The 16,951-nt window shown below is 45.7% G+C and carries 15 protein-coding genes; all 15 read right to left on the bottom strand.

Annotation, left to right across the window (positions count from 1 at the left end; all coding sequences use genetic code 11):
* Positions 1–79: 79 nt before the first annotated feature.
* The 15 genes from MUCPA_RS11685 to MUCPA_RS11605 all read right to left on the bottom strand — a co-directional run bounded on the left by MUCPA_RS11685 (position 80) and on the right by MUCPA_RS11605 (position 16,940).
* Positions 80–1,696: a hypothetical protein gene (locus MUCPA_RS11685; protein ID WP_008506577.1), complete on the bottom strand. Its 1,617-nt coding sequence runs from the start codon at positions 1,694–1,696 to the stop codon at positions 80–82.
* A gap of 246 nt (positions 1,697–1,942) precedes the next feature.
* The gene (locus tag MUCPA_RS11680) at positions 1,943–3,052 is read right to left on the bottom strand and encodes a hypothetical protein (protein WP_157543878.1); all 1,110 of its coding nucleotides are present in this window, start codon (positions 3,050–3,052) and stop codon (positions 1,943–1,945) included.
* Positions 3,053–3,427: a type II toxin-antitoxin system VapC family toxin gene (locus MUCPA_RS11675; RefSeq protein WP_008506575.1), complete on the bottom strand. Its 375-nt coding sequence runs from the start codon at positions 3,425–3,427 to the stop codon at positions 3,053–3,055. It lies immediately after the preceding gene.
* Positions 3,421–3,636: a hypothetical protein gene (locus MUCPA_RS11670; RefSeq protein WP_008506574.1), complete on the bottom strand. Its 216-nt coding sequence runs from the start codon at positions 3,634–3,636 to the stop codon at positions 3,421–3,423. The genes MUCPA_RS11675 and MUCPA_RS11670 overlap by 7 nt, the downstream gene beginning before the upstream one ends.
* 50 nt (positions 3,637–3,686) lie before the next feature.
* Positions 3,687–4,433 (bottom strand): hypothetical protein, encoded by a 747-nt coding sequence (locus MUCPA_RS11665; RefSeq protein ID WP_008506573.1) that lies wholly within the window; start codon positions 4,431–4,433, stop codon positions 3,687–3,689.
* A gap of 703 nt (positions 4,434–5,136) precedes the next feature.
* The gene (locus MUCPA_RS11650; protein ID WP_008506571.1) at positions 5,137–5,589 is read right to left on the bottom strand and encodes a PH domain-containing protein; all 453 of its coding nucleotides are present in this window, start codon (positions 5,587–5,589) and stop codon (positions 5,137–5,139) included.
* A gap of 6 nt (positions 5,590–5,595) precedes the next feature.
* Positions 5,596–6,156 (bottom strand): hypothetical protein, encoded by a 561-nt coding sequence (locus MUCPA_RS11645; RefSeq protein ID WP_157543877.1) that lies wholly within the window; start codon positions 6,154–6,156, stop codon positions 5,596–5,598.
* Positions 6,157–6,221: 65 nt separating this feature from the next.
* Complete coding sequence (locus MUCPA_RS11640) at positions 6,222–7,001, bottom strand: DUF4099 domain-containing protein (RefSeq protein ID WP_008506569.1); 780 nt, start codon at positions 6,999–7,001, stop codon at positions 6,222–6,224.
* A complete protein-coding gene (locus tag MUCPA_RS11635; protein WP_008506568.1) occupies positions 6,982–7,503 on the bottom strand; it encodes a M23 family metallopeptidase in 522 nt (173 codons plus the stop codon). Before MUCPA_RS11635 ends, MUCPA_RS11640 begins: the two co-directional genes overlap by 20 nt.
* Positions 7,500–7,967: a hypothetical protein gene (locus tag MUCPA_RS11630; protein ID WP_008506567.1), complete on the bottom strand. Its 468-nt coding sequence runs from the start codon at positions 7,965–7,967 to the stop codon at positions 7,500–7,502. The genes MUCPA_RS11635 and MUCPA_RS11630 overlap by 4 nt, the downstream gene beginning before the upstream one ends.
* A complete protein-coding gene (locus MUCPA_RS11625; RefSeq protein WP_008506566.1) occupies positions 7,933–8,373 on the bottom strand; it encodes a hypothetical protein in 441 nt (146 codons plus the stop codon). The genes MUCPA_RS11630 and MUCPA_RS11625 overlap by 35 nt, the downstream gene beginning before the upstream one ends.
* Before the next feature lie 19 nt (positions 8,374–8,392).
* Positions 8,393–10,423 (bottom strand): type IV secretion system DNA-binding domain-containing protein, encoded by a 2,031-nt coding sequence (locus MUCPA_RS11620; protein WP_008506565.1) that lies wholly within the window; start codon positions 10,421–10,423, stop codon positions 8,393–8,395.
* 63 nt (positions 10,424–10,486) lie between these two features.
* A complete protein-coding gene (locus MUCPA_RS36965) occupies positions 10,487–10,831 on the bottom strand; it encodes a hypothetical protein (RefSeq protein WP_233276861.1) in 345 nt (114 codons plus the stop codon).
* Between the two features lie 204 nt (positions 10,832–11,035).
* Positions 11,036–16,564, bottom strand: coding sequence for a helicase-related protein (locus MUCPA_RS11610; RefSeq protein ID WP_008506563.1), 5,529 nt, complete (start codon positions 16,562–16,564; stop codon positions 11,036–11,038).
* On the bottom strand, positions 16,554–16,940 hold the full coding sequence (locus MUCPA_RS11605; protein WP_008506562.1) for a hypothetical protein: 387 nt from the start codon (positions 16,938–16,940) through the stop codon (positions 16,554–16,556). The genes MUCPA_RS11610 and MUCPA_RS11605 overlap by 11 nt, the downstream gene beginning before the upstream one ends.
* Positions 16,941–16,951 lie beyond the last annotated feature (11 nt).

Here is a 16,951-nt window from a genome sequence, read left to right as displayed (position 1 = left end):
CGCCCGAGACGACTGTTAATGATCGCTGTTCCGGACGAAACGAACCGATAAGCTTGGATAGCAAAATTAGGATTGTGAATTAATCTGGTTTTGAATAAAACCTTTCAATTGTCTTTTTTATTTTTTCAAAGTCGTTGGCGTCAAGCAGTGCTAATAAATCTTCACCATCATAACCAATTTCCAATTTCTTAGGTTTTATCTTTGTTTTAGAAAGCCTCGCAAGAAACTCATGGCCATTATCATAAAACCCTGCTGAAGTCATAAACGTTCCGGCAAAATGCGCCCCTTCTTCGATTTCCTTTTTAAACCATTTCTGCGCGAATGGTAGTGTTCTGCGAAAAAACCAGCGAAGCGTGTTTTTAGTATTCGAATCACCGACCGGTATATTGGCATGAGCAGAATAACCTTTTAATTCAACAATAAGCATCTCTTTAGGATTGGAAGATTTAATTATATAATCATATTCGTAATATTCCTTTTGTCCATCAGCTTTTTTCTCAGTCAACGTTTTCCCATGAATGATCTCAGCATTGGGATAAAGTGTTTTTAACAAGGGGTACATCAAATATTCAAATAGAATGCCTTTTAGATCAGTCAAATTTTCTTCCTGGCCTGCTGCTTGTAACGTGTTCAATATGGAGGCGACAGTCGTCCCCAAATTAACTTCGGAAGATTCATACCCGATATAGATTTGCCCAACTTTATCAATTACCTCATGGATTTTACTACCAAAAATGGAGGCAATATCAAATGCAATGAAGCCAAGCTTTGCTAACCTATTGAGGACAAGTTCTGAAGCTGAACGATAAATGACGATTGGCAACACCTTTCTTTTACCTTCTTTTACGGCGTTCAGGACTATTTGTATACGATTATAAAAGCCGTCTAAATCCAGTTGATCGTAAGGTCTGCTTATAACAATATCTAAGGGCACAAAGCTTTGTTTTTCTATCGAATCGGCCTTAGCGCCAACGATTGGGTTAATGCCGGTAGTTTTTGTATATGCAAGTGCATCCCAGATTAATCCATTTTGTTCGGCACCTACACCTGGCGTTTTTTTATTCCTGTAAAGAAACATCGTATTATCAACGATGTTGCTTTTCTTCAACCACCTTAAAATATCTGGAATGAACATACAATCCATAATCATCTTATTGTAGTGTACAGCCATTCTTCGTTGTTCTTCGCCCACATCGTTTTGTAACTGCCGTTCTAATATGTACCTAACGCCGTTGTCATCTGCTTTTTCATAAACGAATTCTAATTTGACCAATTGATTAATCAACTGATTTGTGGTATTAACCTTTGATGATGTTTGCTCATCTGGTGACGCCGTAATTTTGGAGGCTTCAAAATAAGATAAGACACCATCATTGTCATCCAAAGCTGCCATAAGTCGGTACAGTGGCGGACGATTAGCTTTGCATATTTGCATTACAATATCGTAGGTGAGCGATACTGTGGGTTTCAGATAGACAAACTGACCATTCCCGAAAGTTAAAGGCGACGATGAATGCAAGTATCCTTCAGCAACAGCGCGTTGAATAATTTTCCTGGCGTTATCATCTCTAATAGGAAAAGTTTCTTTTAGGAATTTCACAAGGTCTTTACCGGCAATGAATTTTTGACGCTTAAGTAAGTTAGATATAAAAATCTCATATTTGTTTGGGTTGCTTACGGAAAGAAAATTTTTCATAAAATGTCACACTGCCCTTATTAATTTTATTTTACCTCTTCTTACAAGCTCCGTTTTTTTTTTAATCTTTGAAAATTGTTTTTTTCAGTAACCTATAAATCAGATAGTTAAATAATAGCAAAATTTGAATTTTAATAAATTTTACGATTATTTGTGTCCCAGTATATGGAATTTATATCTTGTTTATAGGAGTTTGCGCTCGTTTTCAGTACAACAAAACCAGCTGATGGGTAAGTAAAAAGATTCTTAATTAGCTTTCATTAAGGCATCATATTCAAGCAGCGAATTGAAGCCATTGATGGAGAGATTAAGGCCCAGGTCATCGGCATTACCGATATTATCGAGGCCTATTCTAACCTGATAAACAGTATATTCTGAAGGATTACTGAGATCTTGCAGGGCATGGTGTTGATTGACTAACCAACTACGACCCGTCCAGGATTCGCTTTTGTCAATAAATTCTACCTCATGTAATTCTAATTCGCGAGAGCCATAATCATCAGTCCCATAAATATCAACTAACTGATCAATCAGGCGCAGCACTTTATCAGTATTGACTTCATATTTACTGTAGTAAGTGACTACGCTGTGAGTATTTGGCCCGATTTGTTTATGATTACTAAAAACTTTCAGCTCTGCCCGTTCAAATATTCCAAATTCCGGTTCATTTAATTGATAATAATAGTCGGTGAATTTGATTTTGCCATCCTCAAGATGTGGAACTTCTTTTAAAGCTTCATTCAATAAAACTTTGTTTAAATCATTCTTTATAAAAGGAACTAATGTGCCTTTAGCTCTGACAGAGCGATCAATTTCTTTTTTTACCTTATGAGATACCGAAAACACCAACCTCCGCAGTGGATCAATTTGAAAATTTAAAGAAAAGCTGAAGTCGGCATGATGCCAGGTGTGGAACACTTGATCCGAAGCTGACTCAAATTTCCCTTTCGCCAAGTTCGTTACCTTGTCGATCATCTGAAAAGTGGAAAATTTAGGATCATAATGCCACCCTCCACCTAACTCCTCCTGAAGCTGACGAAAAAAATTTAAAGGCTTATTTGGATTTTTGATCTCTGTATAAAACATTAGTTTAACCGTATCGTCATTGTAATGCTTGATTACAAGGTTTTCAAACAGATCAAAGAAGATCATACCGAATTTGGTTTCTACCCGCGATACACCATCTGCAATGTCCATCGGATTATCATTTAAAATAACATCAAATGGAACTTGTTGTATCTGACCACTATGTAACCTTAACGAATTTAAATAGTGCCATTCATCCATAAAGGTTGACAATATAAAATCCCCTAAACGAGTTGGGTTACGAAGGCTTGGTGGCAAAAAGTTTTTCAATTATCGAAGTATTTTCAGATTGTCAACTCTTTTAAAATGATCTTTATTTCGTGTTAGAATTGGCTGATCGAAAACGAGGCAAGTTGCGGCAATCATTGTGTCTTGCGGCCCAATACCTTTATTTTGGCGTTTAAGGGCCCTAAAAATATCCCCGGCCTTTTCGGCGACGGTAGCATCGAAAGGCAATATATTCAGGTCTTCGGTAACAGCGGCGATATCTAATTTTTTCTCAGGAGTATTTGCTCCGCAATACAACTCAAAAAGTGTCACAACTGATACATAGGCTGGTTCGTCTGTAGGCAATTTGGCCAGCGTTGTGTTTGTTCTGTCTTTGGAACGTAAATGATCAATGAATATGCAAGTATCAATTACCATTCCTGTGGATTAAAGTTGTCGAGCAATTTCCTGTTATCATCAAATAATTTTAGGTCTTCATCAGTCCACACGCCAATATTTGCGATTTTTTTCTGGTAGGCTTCTATATTCAATGACTTGGGACTGTCCACAACAATCCCCTTACTTTTCAAAAAGCTTTTAATTTCTTCGCTTTGCGAATCAGGAATATTTATGGTTATCCGTTCCATATTAACAAATTTAAGCATTTAGATAATAAAAGCCTAAAATTCAATTAAGCCTAAATAGTGGCGGTGTTATTGGCTGCAGCTTGCCTTATGGCTTTTTCCTTTTTAGAAGGAATCATTTTCTTCATATTTCCGTGTTGCAATTTAGACTCGTTTGTCCAGATTTCACTTTTCTCTATATATGTTTCGAGTGCTTGATATTTGGGGTAGTAATTGTCTCGATGAGCCATATCTGGTGATTCAATTAAGTCTTCCATAATGTCACATAACGCCTGATTTATGTAAAATAAGCGCATAATATTGACAAAACTCAAATCATTAATTTTGTCTGTTATCTCGTTATTTACAACTGTGTTGGAACTGTTAGTGGCGACACTTATTTGTCCATGGGCTAACTTGTTCCTGATTATACTTGGCTCTATTACGTATCTTAATATGATTCGCTTTAATTCCTGCACTTTATTTGGTACTTCAGATCCTTTACGGGTTGCAGTAAATTTTTGAAAGGCAAGTTCTAAGCATTTAATCCACTTTTGCTGGAGGTTGTTGCGTTCATGTAGAATCTGATCAATAAAAGGTTGATCAAAGCCATATGGTGTTAATACCATTTTAATAAAATTTGCTTCCGCAAATGTGGAGTATATTAAAGCGTATACCTTCGTCTGTACATTAACCGTTTGTTCGCGGCCGCCTTTCATAGCACGATTAATTAAACGTCGTATTTCTGTCTCTGCTAAAAGGAAATCGCGAACATTCGTAACATAAGCTTGATAAAGGGGATAACTTTGAGGAGCTGCCATAAAAAAATGATTTATCGATGCTGCCAGCCCACGACTATTTCGCAGGCTGGCAGGGATCGAACCTGCGACCTCCTGGCCGAAACCAGGCGCTCTGCCTTACTGAGCTACAACGGCAGTGCAAAGGTACGGAAACAGCATCGAATTTTAAATGACTTCACATCAACGGTTCGTGGTCATTTACTTTTGTTCATTAAGGCCTAGTAAATTTTCGTTTGTTTCTTAATATACGTTGTGTGAAAGGGCCTGGCATTTCTGCCGATTTAGAACACATCAAAGAATGGAATGCTATATATAAGGTCACCCCAATGCTTCGGGAGGCCGATTGTAATCTTAAATTGAGCGCGATAATCCAAAATCGATAAAAAAGCCCAGCCATTCCGGCGGGACTTACCCAAACAGTATTTAATTCAATATTTTATATGGTTTTGGTCCTATTGATCTGTTTTGTTAGAAATGCTTTTAACCACTTGATCATACATTCTATCAACAAAGGATAACTGAACATTATCGATGGAAAACACCACCAGTATCAGGTTCGCGAAGAGAAGTACAATTAGCCCCCTGCAGGTAAACTCCAACCCACATGAATAATCGGAAAAGCGCTGAAATTTAAACGCGAGGTGCTCTCTGATACTTTTTTTGCAAAGATTTAAATCTTCGTCAGCCATATATGCAGATACAACGCCGCAGATCATAACCGTCCTTAGCTCAATTCTAAAATTTTATTGTTTTGCCTTGCGGCGCGTATCGCCTCGCCAAGCTGATCAACCAATTCCGGATGATAGTCAATACCATACATCGTAAGCGTATTGTTGGTCATATCCGTGCTGATCAATGTCATATTCATTAATCCTGTAATACGCATCAGGAGTGATTGTGTAATCACATAATCCTTGATCCTAAACAACGCTAAGCTATCAATCCGTTTATTGAATAAACCGCAACTTGTTTGCAGGGTATGGGCATCCAATACGTATTTGATCGCACAAATATAGAAGTACCTGTACCATCCATATAAGCAAGTCGCAATACCTGGTAAGATGAACAACGGATGTATATAATAGCCCAATATGCTGACCAATGCAGCAATCAACAGGACAGGCGCAGTTTTAGCTAATGCATAAAACGGATGTGGCCGGAATGTTAATGTTTCCATGACTTTTTATTTTTTAGCAAGTTTTTGAAATAATTGATTTGCCCAGGAAACGGCGCGCCTGGGTTTAACAGTCCGGCAGCGAAAACGCTGGCCGGACTGTTTTTCAAATTGATTTAAAGAGAATCTATCGGTTGTAAAACGGTAATCGCGGTAGAGGAACCTAACGTTTACCGTGTCACCTGAAAGGGTAACGGACAGGAATAAGCTGTGCAGGCCTGCCGCTACTTTCAGGTCGGTGATTTTGTCCAGCAGATCATTGCCGAATAACAGGCCGATTTTGCGGTGTGGAAAGTTGGCAACGATCCAATCGAGTTGCGCCCGGCAGGGACGTAAACCTGTAGCCACGAAAAACAATTGATCAAAATCAGGAAATGCCTTGTAGTTAAGGCTGAGGAAGGCTATGGCATCCATCGCCGACCGGCAGACAAAAACTTGCCTGATCAAATTGTAATCGCTGTTTCCCGCCAACCATATACCGCCTGAGGCCGGAACACGATGGAAAGCAAGGCCGTATGTTTCAGTGGAATCGCCATAAGAGAACAACAGGTTCCCTTTAACATCGACCATACAGGATTCTTGAAAGAAAGCCTGTATTTCTGCGGAAACGCCGAGTCTGGTCAGAAAAGGGTGCATCAGCGGCTGAACTTCCGTAAATTCTCGCGGCTATTACTTTCATATTGCGCCAATGCATTTTTGTTAGCGTCCATATCCCGTAATGCCTGCTCATATCCCGCGCTGGACTGCAAAGATTCTTTTTCGCTGCGTTTCTTGCCAAATAAGGCATTCAAACCCTGATAAAGCATATAAGAAACACCGCCGTCAACAATGATCGAGGCGACTAATGCCAATCGGTTAGAGCGGACGCCTTGCCTTTCCGTACCGGAAAACTGAAGTTTCGTACCATCTGATATTTCAACTTCCTTGCCTTTACGGTACCGCTCTTTTTGTTCAGGAGTTAAGTACTCATTATTCACCAGGTCAGGGATCAGGATCTTCTCGGTATCGGTGATGATAAACTCCTTGGTTTCCTGGTCAAACTCGATCAGAATATCCCTGGTCTGGTTATTTTCGTCTTTGACCAGTTTCCAGATACTCACTGCCTGGCCTCTTTCCAGTTCTTCGGCCTCTGTGTCGGTTAAAAAATCCGGGAATTGAGGTTCCCGGTAAATGGGATGTACAAGCAGATCCAGGTTGCCGCTCTCATTGGGTTTTAAGGAGAGCTTGGCATCCAGTTCGGGAATTTGCAGTCCATCGCCGGAAAGGTTTTTCAATCGTAGCATATTGGTTCTCCTGCCCGATACCAATGCTTGCAGGTCTTCGGTTTCCAGTGACAGATGGCCTCCACTGGCCAGTCCGATCTTTTCGAGGTCTGCCATTGGCAGCTCATCTTCGTTAAAAATTTGCTGTATCATATTGGATTTTTGATTGTGGTATTATTAAAATTTTGGAAAGGAATTGAAGCGGGTCGATATAACGCCCGTTGTAAAGAATACTGAAGTGCAGGTGTTCGCCGGTTGTGCGCCCACTGCACCCCGTGAGGCCGAGAGCCTGGCCCAGTGTGACTGTTTCACCGGAAAACACGCAGGGAAAGGATAAATGCCCGTAAATGCTGATTAAATGCATGGCATGGGCGACCTTGACGTAGAACCCCAATAAACGGTCATAACCGGATTGAACGACCACGCCGTCCATCACGGCAAAAACGGTGTCCCGGTGCGCCCGAAGATCTACGCCGTTATGAAACTGTCTTAAGCCGGTTACCGGATGGATGCGGTAGCCAAAAGGCGATGTTATTCGCAATGATCGTAAAGGGAGCGCAGATAAAATACGGCTGCTATCCTGGGCTGCAACCGTATTGATCACCGTCAGTAAGCACCATATCGTTAACCAATAGGTCAATAGCCGGGCTTTCACCGGCCTATGGCCTGATGTTGAACTATATCCTCGGACAGTCCCCTGTCGATATAGTCATTTACGGTCACGAGGGCATCCCGCCCTATGGTATCGTAGCCAATGGCCCAGCGCAATGCTTCCTCGATAGCTGCGGGTTGCCCGTTCCGTTGCAACTTGTAAATATCCAACAGGATACGCACCTCCTTTGGTTCGAGTTCTTCCAGTTTATCATGTATATGAGCCAGTAACATCCCCTTCGGCACCAAGGTTAGCACCGCGTCCTTGCTGTAAATACCGGTCTTGTTATACGGAAATTCGACATAGACCTCATCATTTTCATGAACAATATTGCTGATAATCCCGACCTGGCCCTGCATCCGCTGCGGATCATGGGTCAATAAGGGATGTACGATCACCCCTTTGTTATATAGTTGTTCCATCATATTACTTTTAGCGGCCACGGCGGTGGCCTTGGTGTTCATCATCCTGTTCAATTTGCTGACTTTGCTGAATGCCCAACTTGTCGCTGAGGGCGATCAGGCTGAATTTCGCGGTCGTTTCATTGGTCGTTGCCAGTTCCAGGGCTGCTTTATGATCCAATGGATAGATGGATTGCTGTTTAAGACTGACCTGCAACAAGGTGCGAAACTCGGGCGTTGTCAGTTCTGCGACGCGGGAAACCACATCCCGGTAAGTATCATTGCCTTTTCGCAATACGAGCAACTCATTGCTGCTGTACCGTCCCTGTTTTCCGTCCGGGAAACTGAGGTAAAAATCATCTTTACCGGCTTCGGCGTATGTGAACATGCCGATCTGCCCCTGGCGTTCTGCGGGGTCTTCCAATAGCCTGGGATGCACCTGGGCATAGGTGCCGTATAATTCTTCTGTCATATCAAAAAGGATTTAAGGGTTAATGATTTTTTTTCTTGTAGGTCATGTTCATGCTGCCCTTGTTGGCAGGCGGCACTGGTGGCGGCACGGCGGGTTTGAACTGCTTTATAATTTCCTCGACCTCCCGGTTGATCTTAAAGAAGTTCTGTAAAAGGATTTCGTCCTTTTTGCCAGCGAAGTCATAGTACACAGGCAGGTCTTTGTAGTTGGCTTCTTCAGCCTCGATCTCCCTGCGGTCCAGGTTTACCCGGCAATTGATGGCAGAGGTTTCAAACCTGCCCGTAAAGATCTCCTGTACATCGGCGGCGATCAGCCCTACCATTTCCCCGGTATTCAGCGAAGCGATCTTACCGGCCGGTATCAGGGATTCCAGCTTCTCGTTCAGCGAGGTGCTGGTTTTGTTGCGGTCAATGGACAATCCTTCGCCGATCTGCTTATTTTTGCCTAATAGCCTTTCCAGCCACTCCAAAGTTTCCTTGTTGCGCACTGAACCGGACAGCAGGTTGCCGACTACCGAGGTGATGGTAGCAGCGGTATCTTTACCGTATTGCTGGTTGAGCTGCGGCAATTCCTGCAAGCCTAAAAGTACCGCCGAAAGATTGCTCCTGGCCTGTGAGATCAGGTTTTCGATCTTGTGCGTATACAAGGTTGGGGCTTCGTCGATCAGCAGGCCGACCGGGTTATTCCCTTTGGAATTGATGACCTGGGTCACGCGGTTCATGATCACCGAGTAGCAGGCCGAGTTGATGCTCTGCGTAGCCGGGTCATTGGCTAACACCAGGATGCCCGGATTTTCCTTGTCCGATATTTTCAGGTTAAAGTCATCGCCGGAGAACACCCAAAAGGTTTCTTTGGTTGCCAGGCGGCTGATAAATATCTTCAGGGTGCCTACCTGTCCTTCCAATTGATCAAAGGCGCGCATCTGGTAGGCGCTGCGGAATGGCGACAATAACGAGGTCAGTTCCGGCTCAGTAAACAGCGTGGTAAATATCTCATCGTAAGAGCGGTTCAGAAAAGCCAGTACATGCGGGTAGCTGGAATATTTGCCTCCGTTGTACTTGCTGAAGAAATAAACGCAGGCAGATAAGAAGTTAATGGCCGATTGTGTGAAAAACTGGTCACTGCCACTGCTCCGGTCACCCTTCTTCATCGCTTCGACCAAGCCTTCTGTGCTTTCGGAAGCATCTGCCAGCGTCCGCAGGTACTCGCTGCGCCAGGGGTTCACCCTGCGGCTTCGCTCCACGTCAGTCAGATTAATGACGTGGAAACTGTGCTTTTTACATTTGCCTTGCTGTTTAGCTAAGAGGTATTGGTAATAGGCGATCTTTCCGAGATCGGGGTGCTTGAAATCATAAATGGCCGCCGAAAACTCCTTAGCGATCATCTGCCGGATAAACGAATTAACGATACCGTAGGACTTTCCAGAACCGGGCGTACCAATCAGCAGCGTTCCCCGGAAGGGGTTGACAATGTTGATCCAGCCGTCCCTGACCTTGCCTTTAAAGTAGAACTGCATCGGGATATTGACCGAATAGCGCGTATTCACCGGAACGGTCGGCTGCATAAAGCTTTCACCTTCGACGTTCCACACATCCTTGCCCAGACCGGAACGGATGAGTTTGGAAACATTATCCATCGCCAGGCTGGTCATCAATGCCCCTGCAAATGAACAAATCATATAAAAAAGGTTGCACCAGCTGGTATAGGCAAAGGCCAGCCCGGAGGGACGATTGTATAACAGCAGGCTGCCGAAGAATAAAAGCAGCCCGGCTGTTAAGGGGTAAACGATGTGCTTTTTGGGGTCAAGGTCAGTTTCTTTTTTTGCCAGTGTGCCTATACTGACCAGGCAGATCAGCAACAACGTGGACAGCTTGCTGTAAAACAATTCATGATAGATCGCGATATGGCTGATCTTGATTAACGCTTTAGCAAAAAAGCCCCAGAACGGGGCTTTTAGATAAATAAACAAGCTGGCTTCGAGTGCTATGGAAATATAAATGGCGCATTGCATAAAGCCATGCAGTTTGTGCTGCTCATGGGTTTCCTCCATAATGTTGATTGATTTTTAAGGATGTCAGGAGGGCTGCCACCGGCAGTCTTCCCTAATTTACTGTTAGGTAAGTGGCAGGCTCAATTGGGTCGGAACGTAACGCTCGACGGTGGCAATGGTATCATGTATCGCGCCGCCATGACTGAACAGAGCGATCTTTTCCGGTTCAAACTGACGGTTTCTGCCCATGACCACCGAATGGTAGCCGAAGGTGATCACCAGGCCGCCCGGATAAAGACAAGCGGGAATAGCATCTTTAAGCTGCCTGAACGGGCTGCATATCATACCCTGGTACATAGTCATGCTTTTACGGTAGGCATACGGCGGGTCAAGCAGGATGGTATTAAATCTTTCTCCGTTCCAGGTGCGCAGAAATTCGAGCGCGTCGAGGTGGTGATCGGCTGGCATGTCCGGGTTGAGGTCGTTCCGAATTTCATTGAGGGCCAAACGGGTGGGGCCGCAAAACAGGTTCAGCACTTTCCCTTCGCATTCCTTTTCCACCCAACGGCGTATTGGCCCGACTGTAAACGTATAGCGATGCAGGGGGCACCGGATATGCTCGAAATGGATCATTGGATTGCTGTCTTATAAGGGTGAATGTGTTGCTGCGGCTTACCGGCCAATACCGGTGCTGCGGTATTCCGTTTCGTCGTCGTCATCCTCCGGGGGCCGGATGGAACGGATATTGTCATCGGCTTGGATAGCCTCGCCCGGTAGTTCGATGGTTGCCTCGCCGCCTTTCATTTGGTTCGCCTGGATTTTGGCGGAGATCTCTTTTTCAAGACGGGCGAGTTCATGCTTCATTTCCAGCAGTTCCTGCTCCTTTTCAAATGGTTTTTGCGTTATGGCGCGGTATAGGGGTATTTCCTTTTTAATTCCGGTGAGATCACTCTGGTATTTCTCTTTTAAGGAATTTACCCGGTCAATCGCATTCAGAAAATACCGCGCTGCCAGTTTGGGATTGTCCACGTTCGGCGCACCGTTGCTTTGCATGTATTTGATACCCGTCTGCGGACTTTCTGCATATAGGCTGTTAAAGTTCCTCGACTGAAACAGGCCGTCCATTTCAAATGTCTCGCGTTCCCGCCGGATGTATAGGTCAAAACCATATAGGCTACCGATCTGACGGTTATCCGGTTCGTCGCGTTTGGGCTCCCATTTGCGGTAGAGCTCAATGAGGTGTTTGCCCATTGCCTCCGGATCTGTCGAGGCCAGGCCCGAAAGTTTTAACAGGTTCAGCTTAATGCCGTCTTTGTCGTGCTGTAAAACCCCGCTATAAGATGCGGCATCAATAACCAGCTTTTCAAGGGTGACACTAATTTTAGCCTGTTCTTTTTCCAGCGATTCCAGCTTGTACCGGCCATTGGCCACCTCTTTAAAATGTGTGGACTTCCAGCTTTCCAAAACTGCGACCTGCTTTTCGATCTTTGTTTTTTCCAGCAGTGAAGTATCGCCGGAAAGAATGGCGATATATTCTGAAAAGTTCATTCCGCTTTTCTCGTCCATTGCACCCTCGTCGAGTGTGCGCACATTTAGCTCGCAGTTTTTCATCTGTGAAATAAAGGTTTGCTTGTTTTTGAGCAGGTTGAACTTATAGTTGTCCAGCGATTGCTCGACTGCGTAGATGAAATTGCGCACCTTATTGCCATAATGGGTCTTTGCCAACCAGTTCCCCTGCCTGGCCCCACGGCCATCGCGTTGTTCGAGTTCGGCTGGTTTCCAGGGTATATCCATGTGGTGCATCGCAATGACGCGCTTTTGTACGTTCAGCCCAGTTCCGGCTTTCTCGGTGCTGCCGATCAGGATACGGATTTGCCCGTTATTCATCTTTTTAAACAACTCCGGTTTCTGCTTGTCCGTCCAGTCATGGATAAAGGTGATCTCGTCACGCGGGATGTTAAAATCATTGACCAGCTTATCGCGAAGCGCATCATAGATATTGAACGCGTCCGGTTTGGGAGTACCGATGTCTGAAAAAATGATCTGCGTACCCCGGTGCGGCGTACTTTCATGGTAGATCTCCTGCACTTTGCGGGCGCAGACGTTCACCTTGTTGTCCGGGTGGTCTTCATAATCAGGATTGATCAGGCGCATATCCGCCGACATTTTCTTGGCGTAATTGGTGGCGATCAACATCCGCGCGTTATCTTCCTCATTGGTCAACGGCGCACGGCCTATCAGCGTGGCATCACCCGTTTCTGCAAATTTCATCAGGGCGGCAATAAAGTCTTCCTGGTCAGGCGTAGGCTTAATGTTAACCAGCGTTTCATCCAGTTCCGGTTTGTCCAACTGGATATGCTTTGCCGTTTTATAATCGGTGATCTCGTTATAAAACAGGGCCAGCTCCGGTACTTTGATGAAATGACGGAAACGCTCCTTAGCCACGATCTGGTTGGTTACGGAAAATTCGAAATCAGTGGTTTTTCGCGCGTAGACCGCAGCCCAGGCATCAAAGTTCTCGATGCGCTGCCGTTCCATTTCTTTTGGCCGGAGGTATTTAAAGATCAAATACATTTCGGTCAGGCTATTGGAAATAGGTGTGCCGGATAAGAACGTGGCACACAGGTCGCTGTTAAATTTTTGCTGCAAAGTGCGGATGGCAAACAGCATGTTCAACGCCCGCTGGCTGCCTTCGGGATTGCCCAGACCCGCCACGCGGTTATGGCGCGTACTAAACAACAGGTTTTTGAATTTATGCGCCTCGTCGATAAATAAATGATCGATGTGCATACTTTGAAAGTGGATGCCCGCGTCCTTTTGGTTCTCAATGGCATAAAGGACACCGTTCAGCTTGGTTTGCAGGTTATTCCTCCGGATCTCCAACCCTTTGAGCATCCGGCGGCTAATCTCGCCGCCCAGGTCTGCCAGTGTATCCAGGTCCATCTCAATATTATCCAGTTCGGCCTGAAAAATATCCCTTTGTATTTCGGGTGATTGGGGTATTTTAAAGAACTGGTCATGGGTCAGGATAATACAGTCCCAATTATTATTCTTGATCTGGTGGAAAAGCTGCTGGCGTTTAGCAGGCGTAAAATCATTTTCGCCCGGTGCCAATATTTTTGCATTTGGGTACGCCTTGCGGTAGGTATCGGCAATCTGCGTAACGTTGGCTTTTAAGGCTAAGATAACCGGCTTATGAACGATACCCAGCCGTTTCATTTCCTGCGCGGCGACGATCATGGTGAGCGTTTTGCCTAAGCCTACTTCATGGTCAATCAAAGCCCCCCTTTTTTGAATGGTGCGCCAGGCGGCATTTTTCTGTGAGCTGTATAAATCGTCGATCCCCAGGGCTTTTTTATCCAGGCCGGGGAATTTTAAATGACTGCCGTCATATTCACGCAGCACAAAACAATTAAAAGTGTCGTTGTACAGTTTTTCCAGTTGCTGTTTTTCAATGTCCGGACGTTCTTTCAGCCATTCCAGGAAGCGGGCGCGCATACTCTCTACTTTTTGGTGCGCCAGTTGGATCGCATCGTTATCCGGCACGCGGACGGCATCCTCGCCGTCACCGATCTTGTAAGAGAAATAGGGCGAGGTGTTTTCCAGCGCATGTTCAAGCAGGCTGTTCGGGTACATTTTATTACCCTGCTTCGGGGTAATAGTATATTCTGCTAACATGGCCGCCGTCGCATAGCGGTAGTTTACCTTAAAGGTATCCAGCGAATTAAAATATTCGATCTGCGTATTAGAGCCGAACAGGTCAGTGGCAAAACGCTCGTAATAATCGAGGGGTATCCACCGTTCGCCGAGGTTAAAATCAAGCAGCTCAAAAGGGATAGGTTCCGGCTGTACCCTGGTGATGTTCGCCAGGCTGCGCGCTAATTGCAGGTCGTCTGGATTTTCTTTGACAATGGCTTCAGCTACCCTTAATTTTTCTACTACGTTGCCGGACAGATAGGCATCGGTGGTTTCCCATTGCAGCGTAGCCGGGTTAAGCAGGATATGCTGGTTCAGCCCGCGTATCACCTCGCTTTCACCGAGGCCGGTAGCCTGCATGATATACAACAAGTCAACCCCGCCTTTGTCATTCAGGCAACGTGCCAGGGCCTCGGCAGGGTCATCGGTTTTCAGTTCGGTTTGCTGAGGGAACACCGGCCCGTTAAAAATGTCTGCTTTGATCCATTGCTCGTTTTCCTTGCGCTCCAAAGAAGATAGCAACAAGAAGCCGAAGGCTGCATCCGCTAAAACGCGTGCGCGGTTATTGGTTTTATTCAGTTCACCGAACCTGTCGTGCAGCGCGTCATAAGCCTGGTTCAGATGTTCCCGCTGGACAGGCTGCTCCTGCAAGGTTTCGCTTTCGAGTGCGGACAATGCAAGGTAGTTATCTCGCAGGCGCACATACATTCCGTAAAACTCCGTGTGTTTTTGCTCTTCGAATGGTTTAAAATCAGCCCTGTCCCGGTTTGGTGTGTCAATCAGGCCCGCCTTACCCAAATGCACTACTAAGGTGTCCTTAACATAAAAAGGCTTGATATGAGTAAAGGGCTGCACCCGGTCGGCCCCGAGGGCAAAAGCGGATTCCAGGCTCTGGTCGCCCTCGTAGCGGTAATCATGCCCAAAGTATTTAAGTTTGGCGGCCAGGGCTTTGAGTTCATAACTCAGGGCGTTCCCGTTAAACCACTTAGCAGGAAATTTGATCTCGGCCACGTTGCTGTATAATTTATACAGGTAGCGGTTGTTGGCCTTCGCTTTGGCCGTGATCATCACCAGGCTTTCATGGTCTGGCCGGTCGGTCGTTTTGATCGTGCTGATCAGGCGTGCGGTATAAGCCTCCACCATTCCAGCGTCAACATCCGATAAATAAGCCTGCGCCCGGTTGTTGTTCTGTGCCGGGGCCTGGTCAAACAGACCCAGCTGCACAGTCATGATTCCCCCTTTGTCTTCAGGTACGGGCAGAAAGGTAAACTGCTTTGCCTTGTCCGTTTCGGAGGGGTATAAATCCTGAGCCGTGGCCTCCGGTTTTTGCCAACCTTGTTGCAATGCCTCCCATTTGGCATGGTCAAAGTGCTGCTGAAAACCGGTAATGATCTGCTCCTGTAAAGGTTGCAGCAAGTCGTCTAAGCTGCCGTTCTGCCATAGCATTTGCGAAGCATTGCCGTACTGATCCCTGCCTGCACCTATTTCGTCGCCCAACAGCAATTCCATGCGGCCTACGAGGTAAGCATTCATCGTGAACTCACCGTGTTCATTACGCAGTTCCATCGTTGTCAACAGCAATTCTTCGGCTTTGGAAAAACTTTCCTTATGGTCATTTTTCTGAACGATCAGCAAATGGCTGGGTGCTTCTGTATTGGCGATCTCTTTCATCAGGTTATCCGGCAATACCGAAACACTGATCAGGTCGGCAGAGGTAAACAGATGTTTCCGGGCCAATTCATTCGACGGGTTATTTAAAAAAGCATCGGTGGTCAGGTAAGCCATGATGCCGCCATCACCCAGCTTATCCAGTCCTTTGGCAAAAAAGTAATTATGAATTTTGGAAGTGATGCCGCTATTGGCGTATGCCGGGTCAAATACCGAGAAATTACCGAACGGGATATTACTTGTTACCAGGTCATGCTGCCCTTTTTCGGCAGCGGACGTATCTTCCAGCCCTTTGATCTGCACAGCCGCAGGAACGGGCAGGCTGCTGGCTATCGCTTCCAGGACTTTGCCGGTCAATATATCCTTTTCTACTGCGCTGACCTGCGTTAAGGCAGGCAAAAGTTTAATGGCTTCGTCTATAAAAACACCAGCGCCCGCGCTTGGCTCATATAATTTACGGGGTGCAATACCCTGTGACTTTAATGCCTGGTAAATCGCCTGCGGTACGAAGGCCGGGGTATAAAAGGCTGTCAGGGAACTTTGACGCATGGCCTCTACCGCCTGTTTATATTCGGCTTCGGACAAGTGTTGCCTTAATAGTTCGTGCAGTTTCATGACCTGCGGGTAAAGGCGCAAATCGTTATCCGAGGCATTGCGTTTTATCCATTCTTCGCGTTCACCATAAGGAAAGTAGACGGCCCGCAACCCGCCGAAACCGGCATACGCCCGTAAGGTATCCAACTCTTGTTCGCTGAATGCGCGCTTTTTGTCCCAGGTGAGGGCAATGCGGATGGCCTCGATATTCCCGGCCATTTTTTCTGAAGGATTAAAGGCCATTTTCCATTCCTCCTTTCAGGTATTCCGCAACGGTGCCGATGATGGCGTAGCGCAGCATCCGGTCATCCTCGTTTTCTGGAAAGCTGTACTCCTGGAACACCGGAGCGCAGACCAGCACCAGGTTGATCAGCTCGTAGGTCAGGATACCCGCACTGCTGAAACGCAGGTATTCCTCTTCAAATTCTTCTTCCATCAGGCTGTCGAGGTATTCATAGCAGGAGCCTGAAAGCACGTTGCATAAAGCTTCTTCCGGTTCCGGTATCCGCAGAAAGCTGTTCAGGTATTCGGTTACTTGCCGCTCGTCCTGTAAACGGACGTATAGGCTGGGGTCGAGGCCGGCCAGCCTGCGCTGCAATTTTTCCAGTTCTGTGATCATGGCTTAAAAAA

Source organism: Mucilaginibacter paludis DSM 18603 (assembly GCF_000166195.2).
Taxonomy (GTDB): domain Bacteria; phylum Bacteroidota; class Bacteroidia; order Sphingobacteriales; family Sphingobacteriaceae; genus Mucilaginibacter; species Mucilaginibacter paludis.
This window is presented reverse-complemented; position numbering and strand designations above follow the sequence as displayed.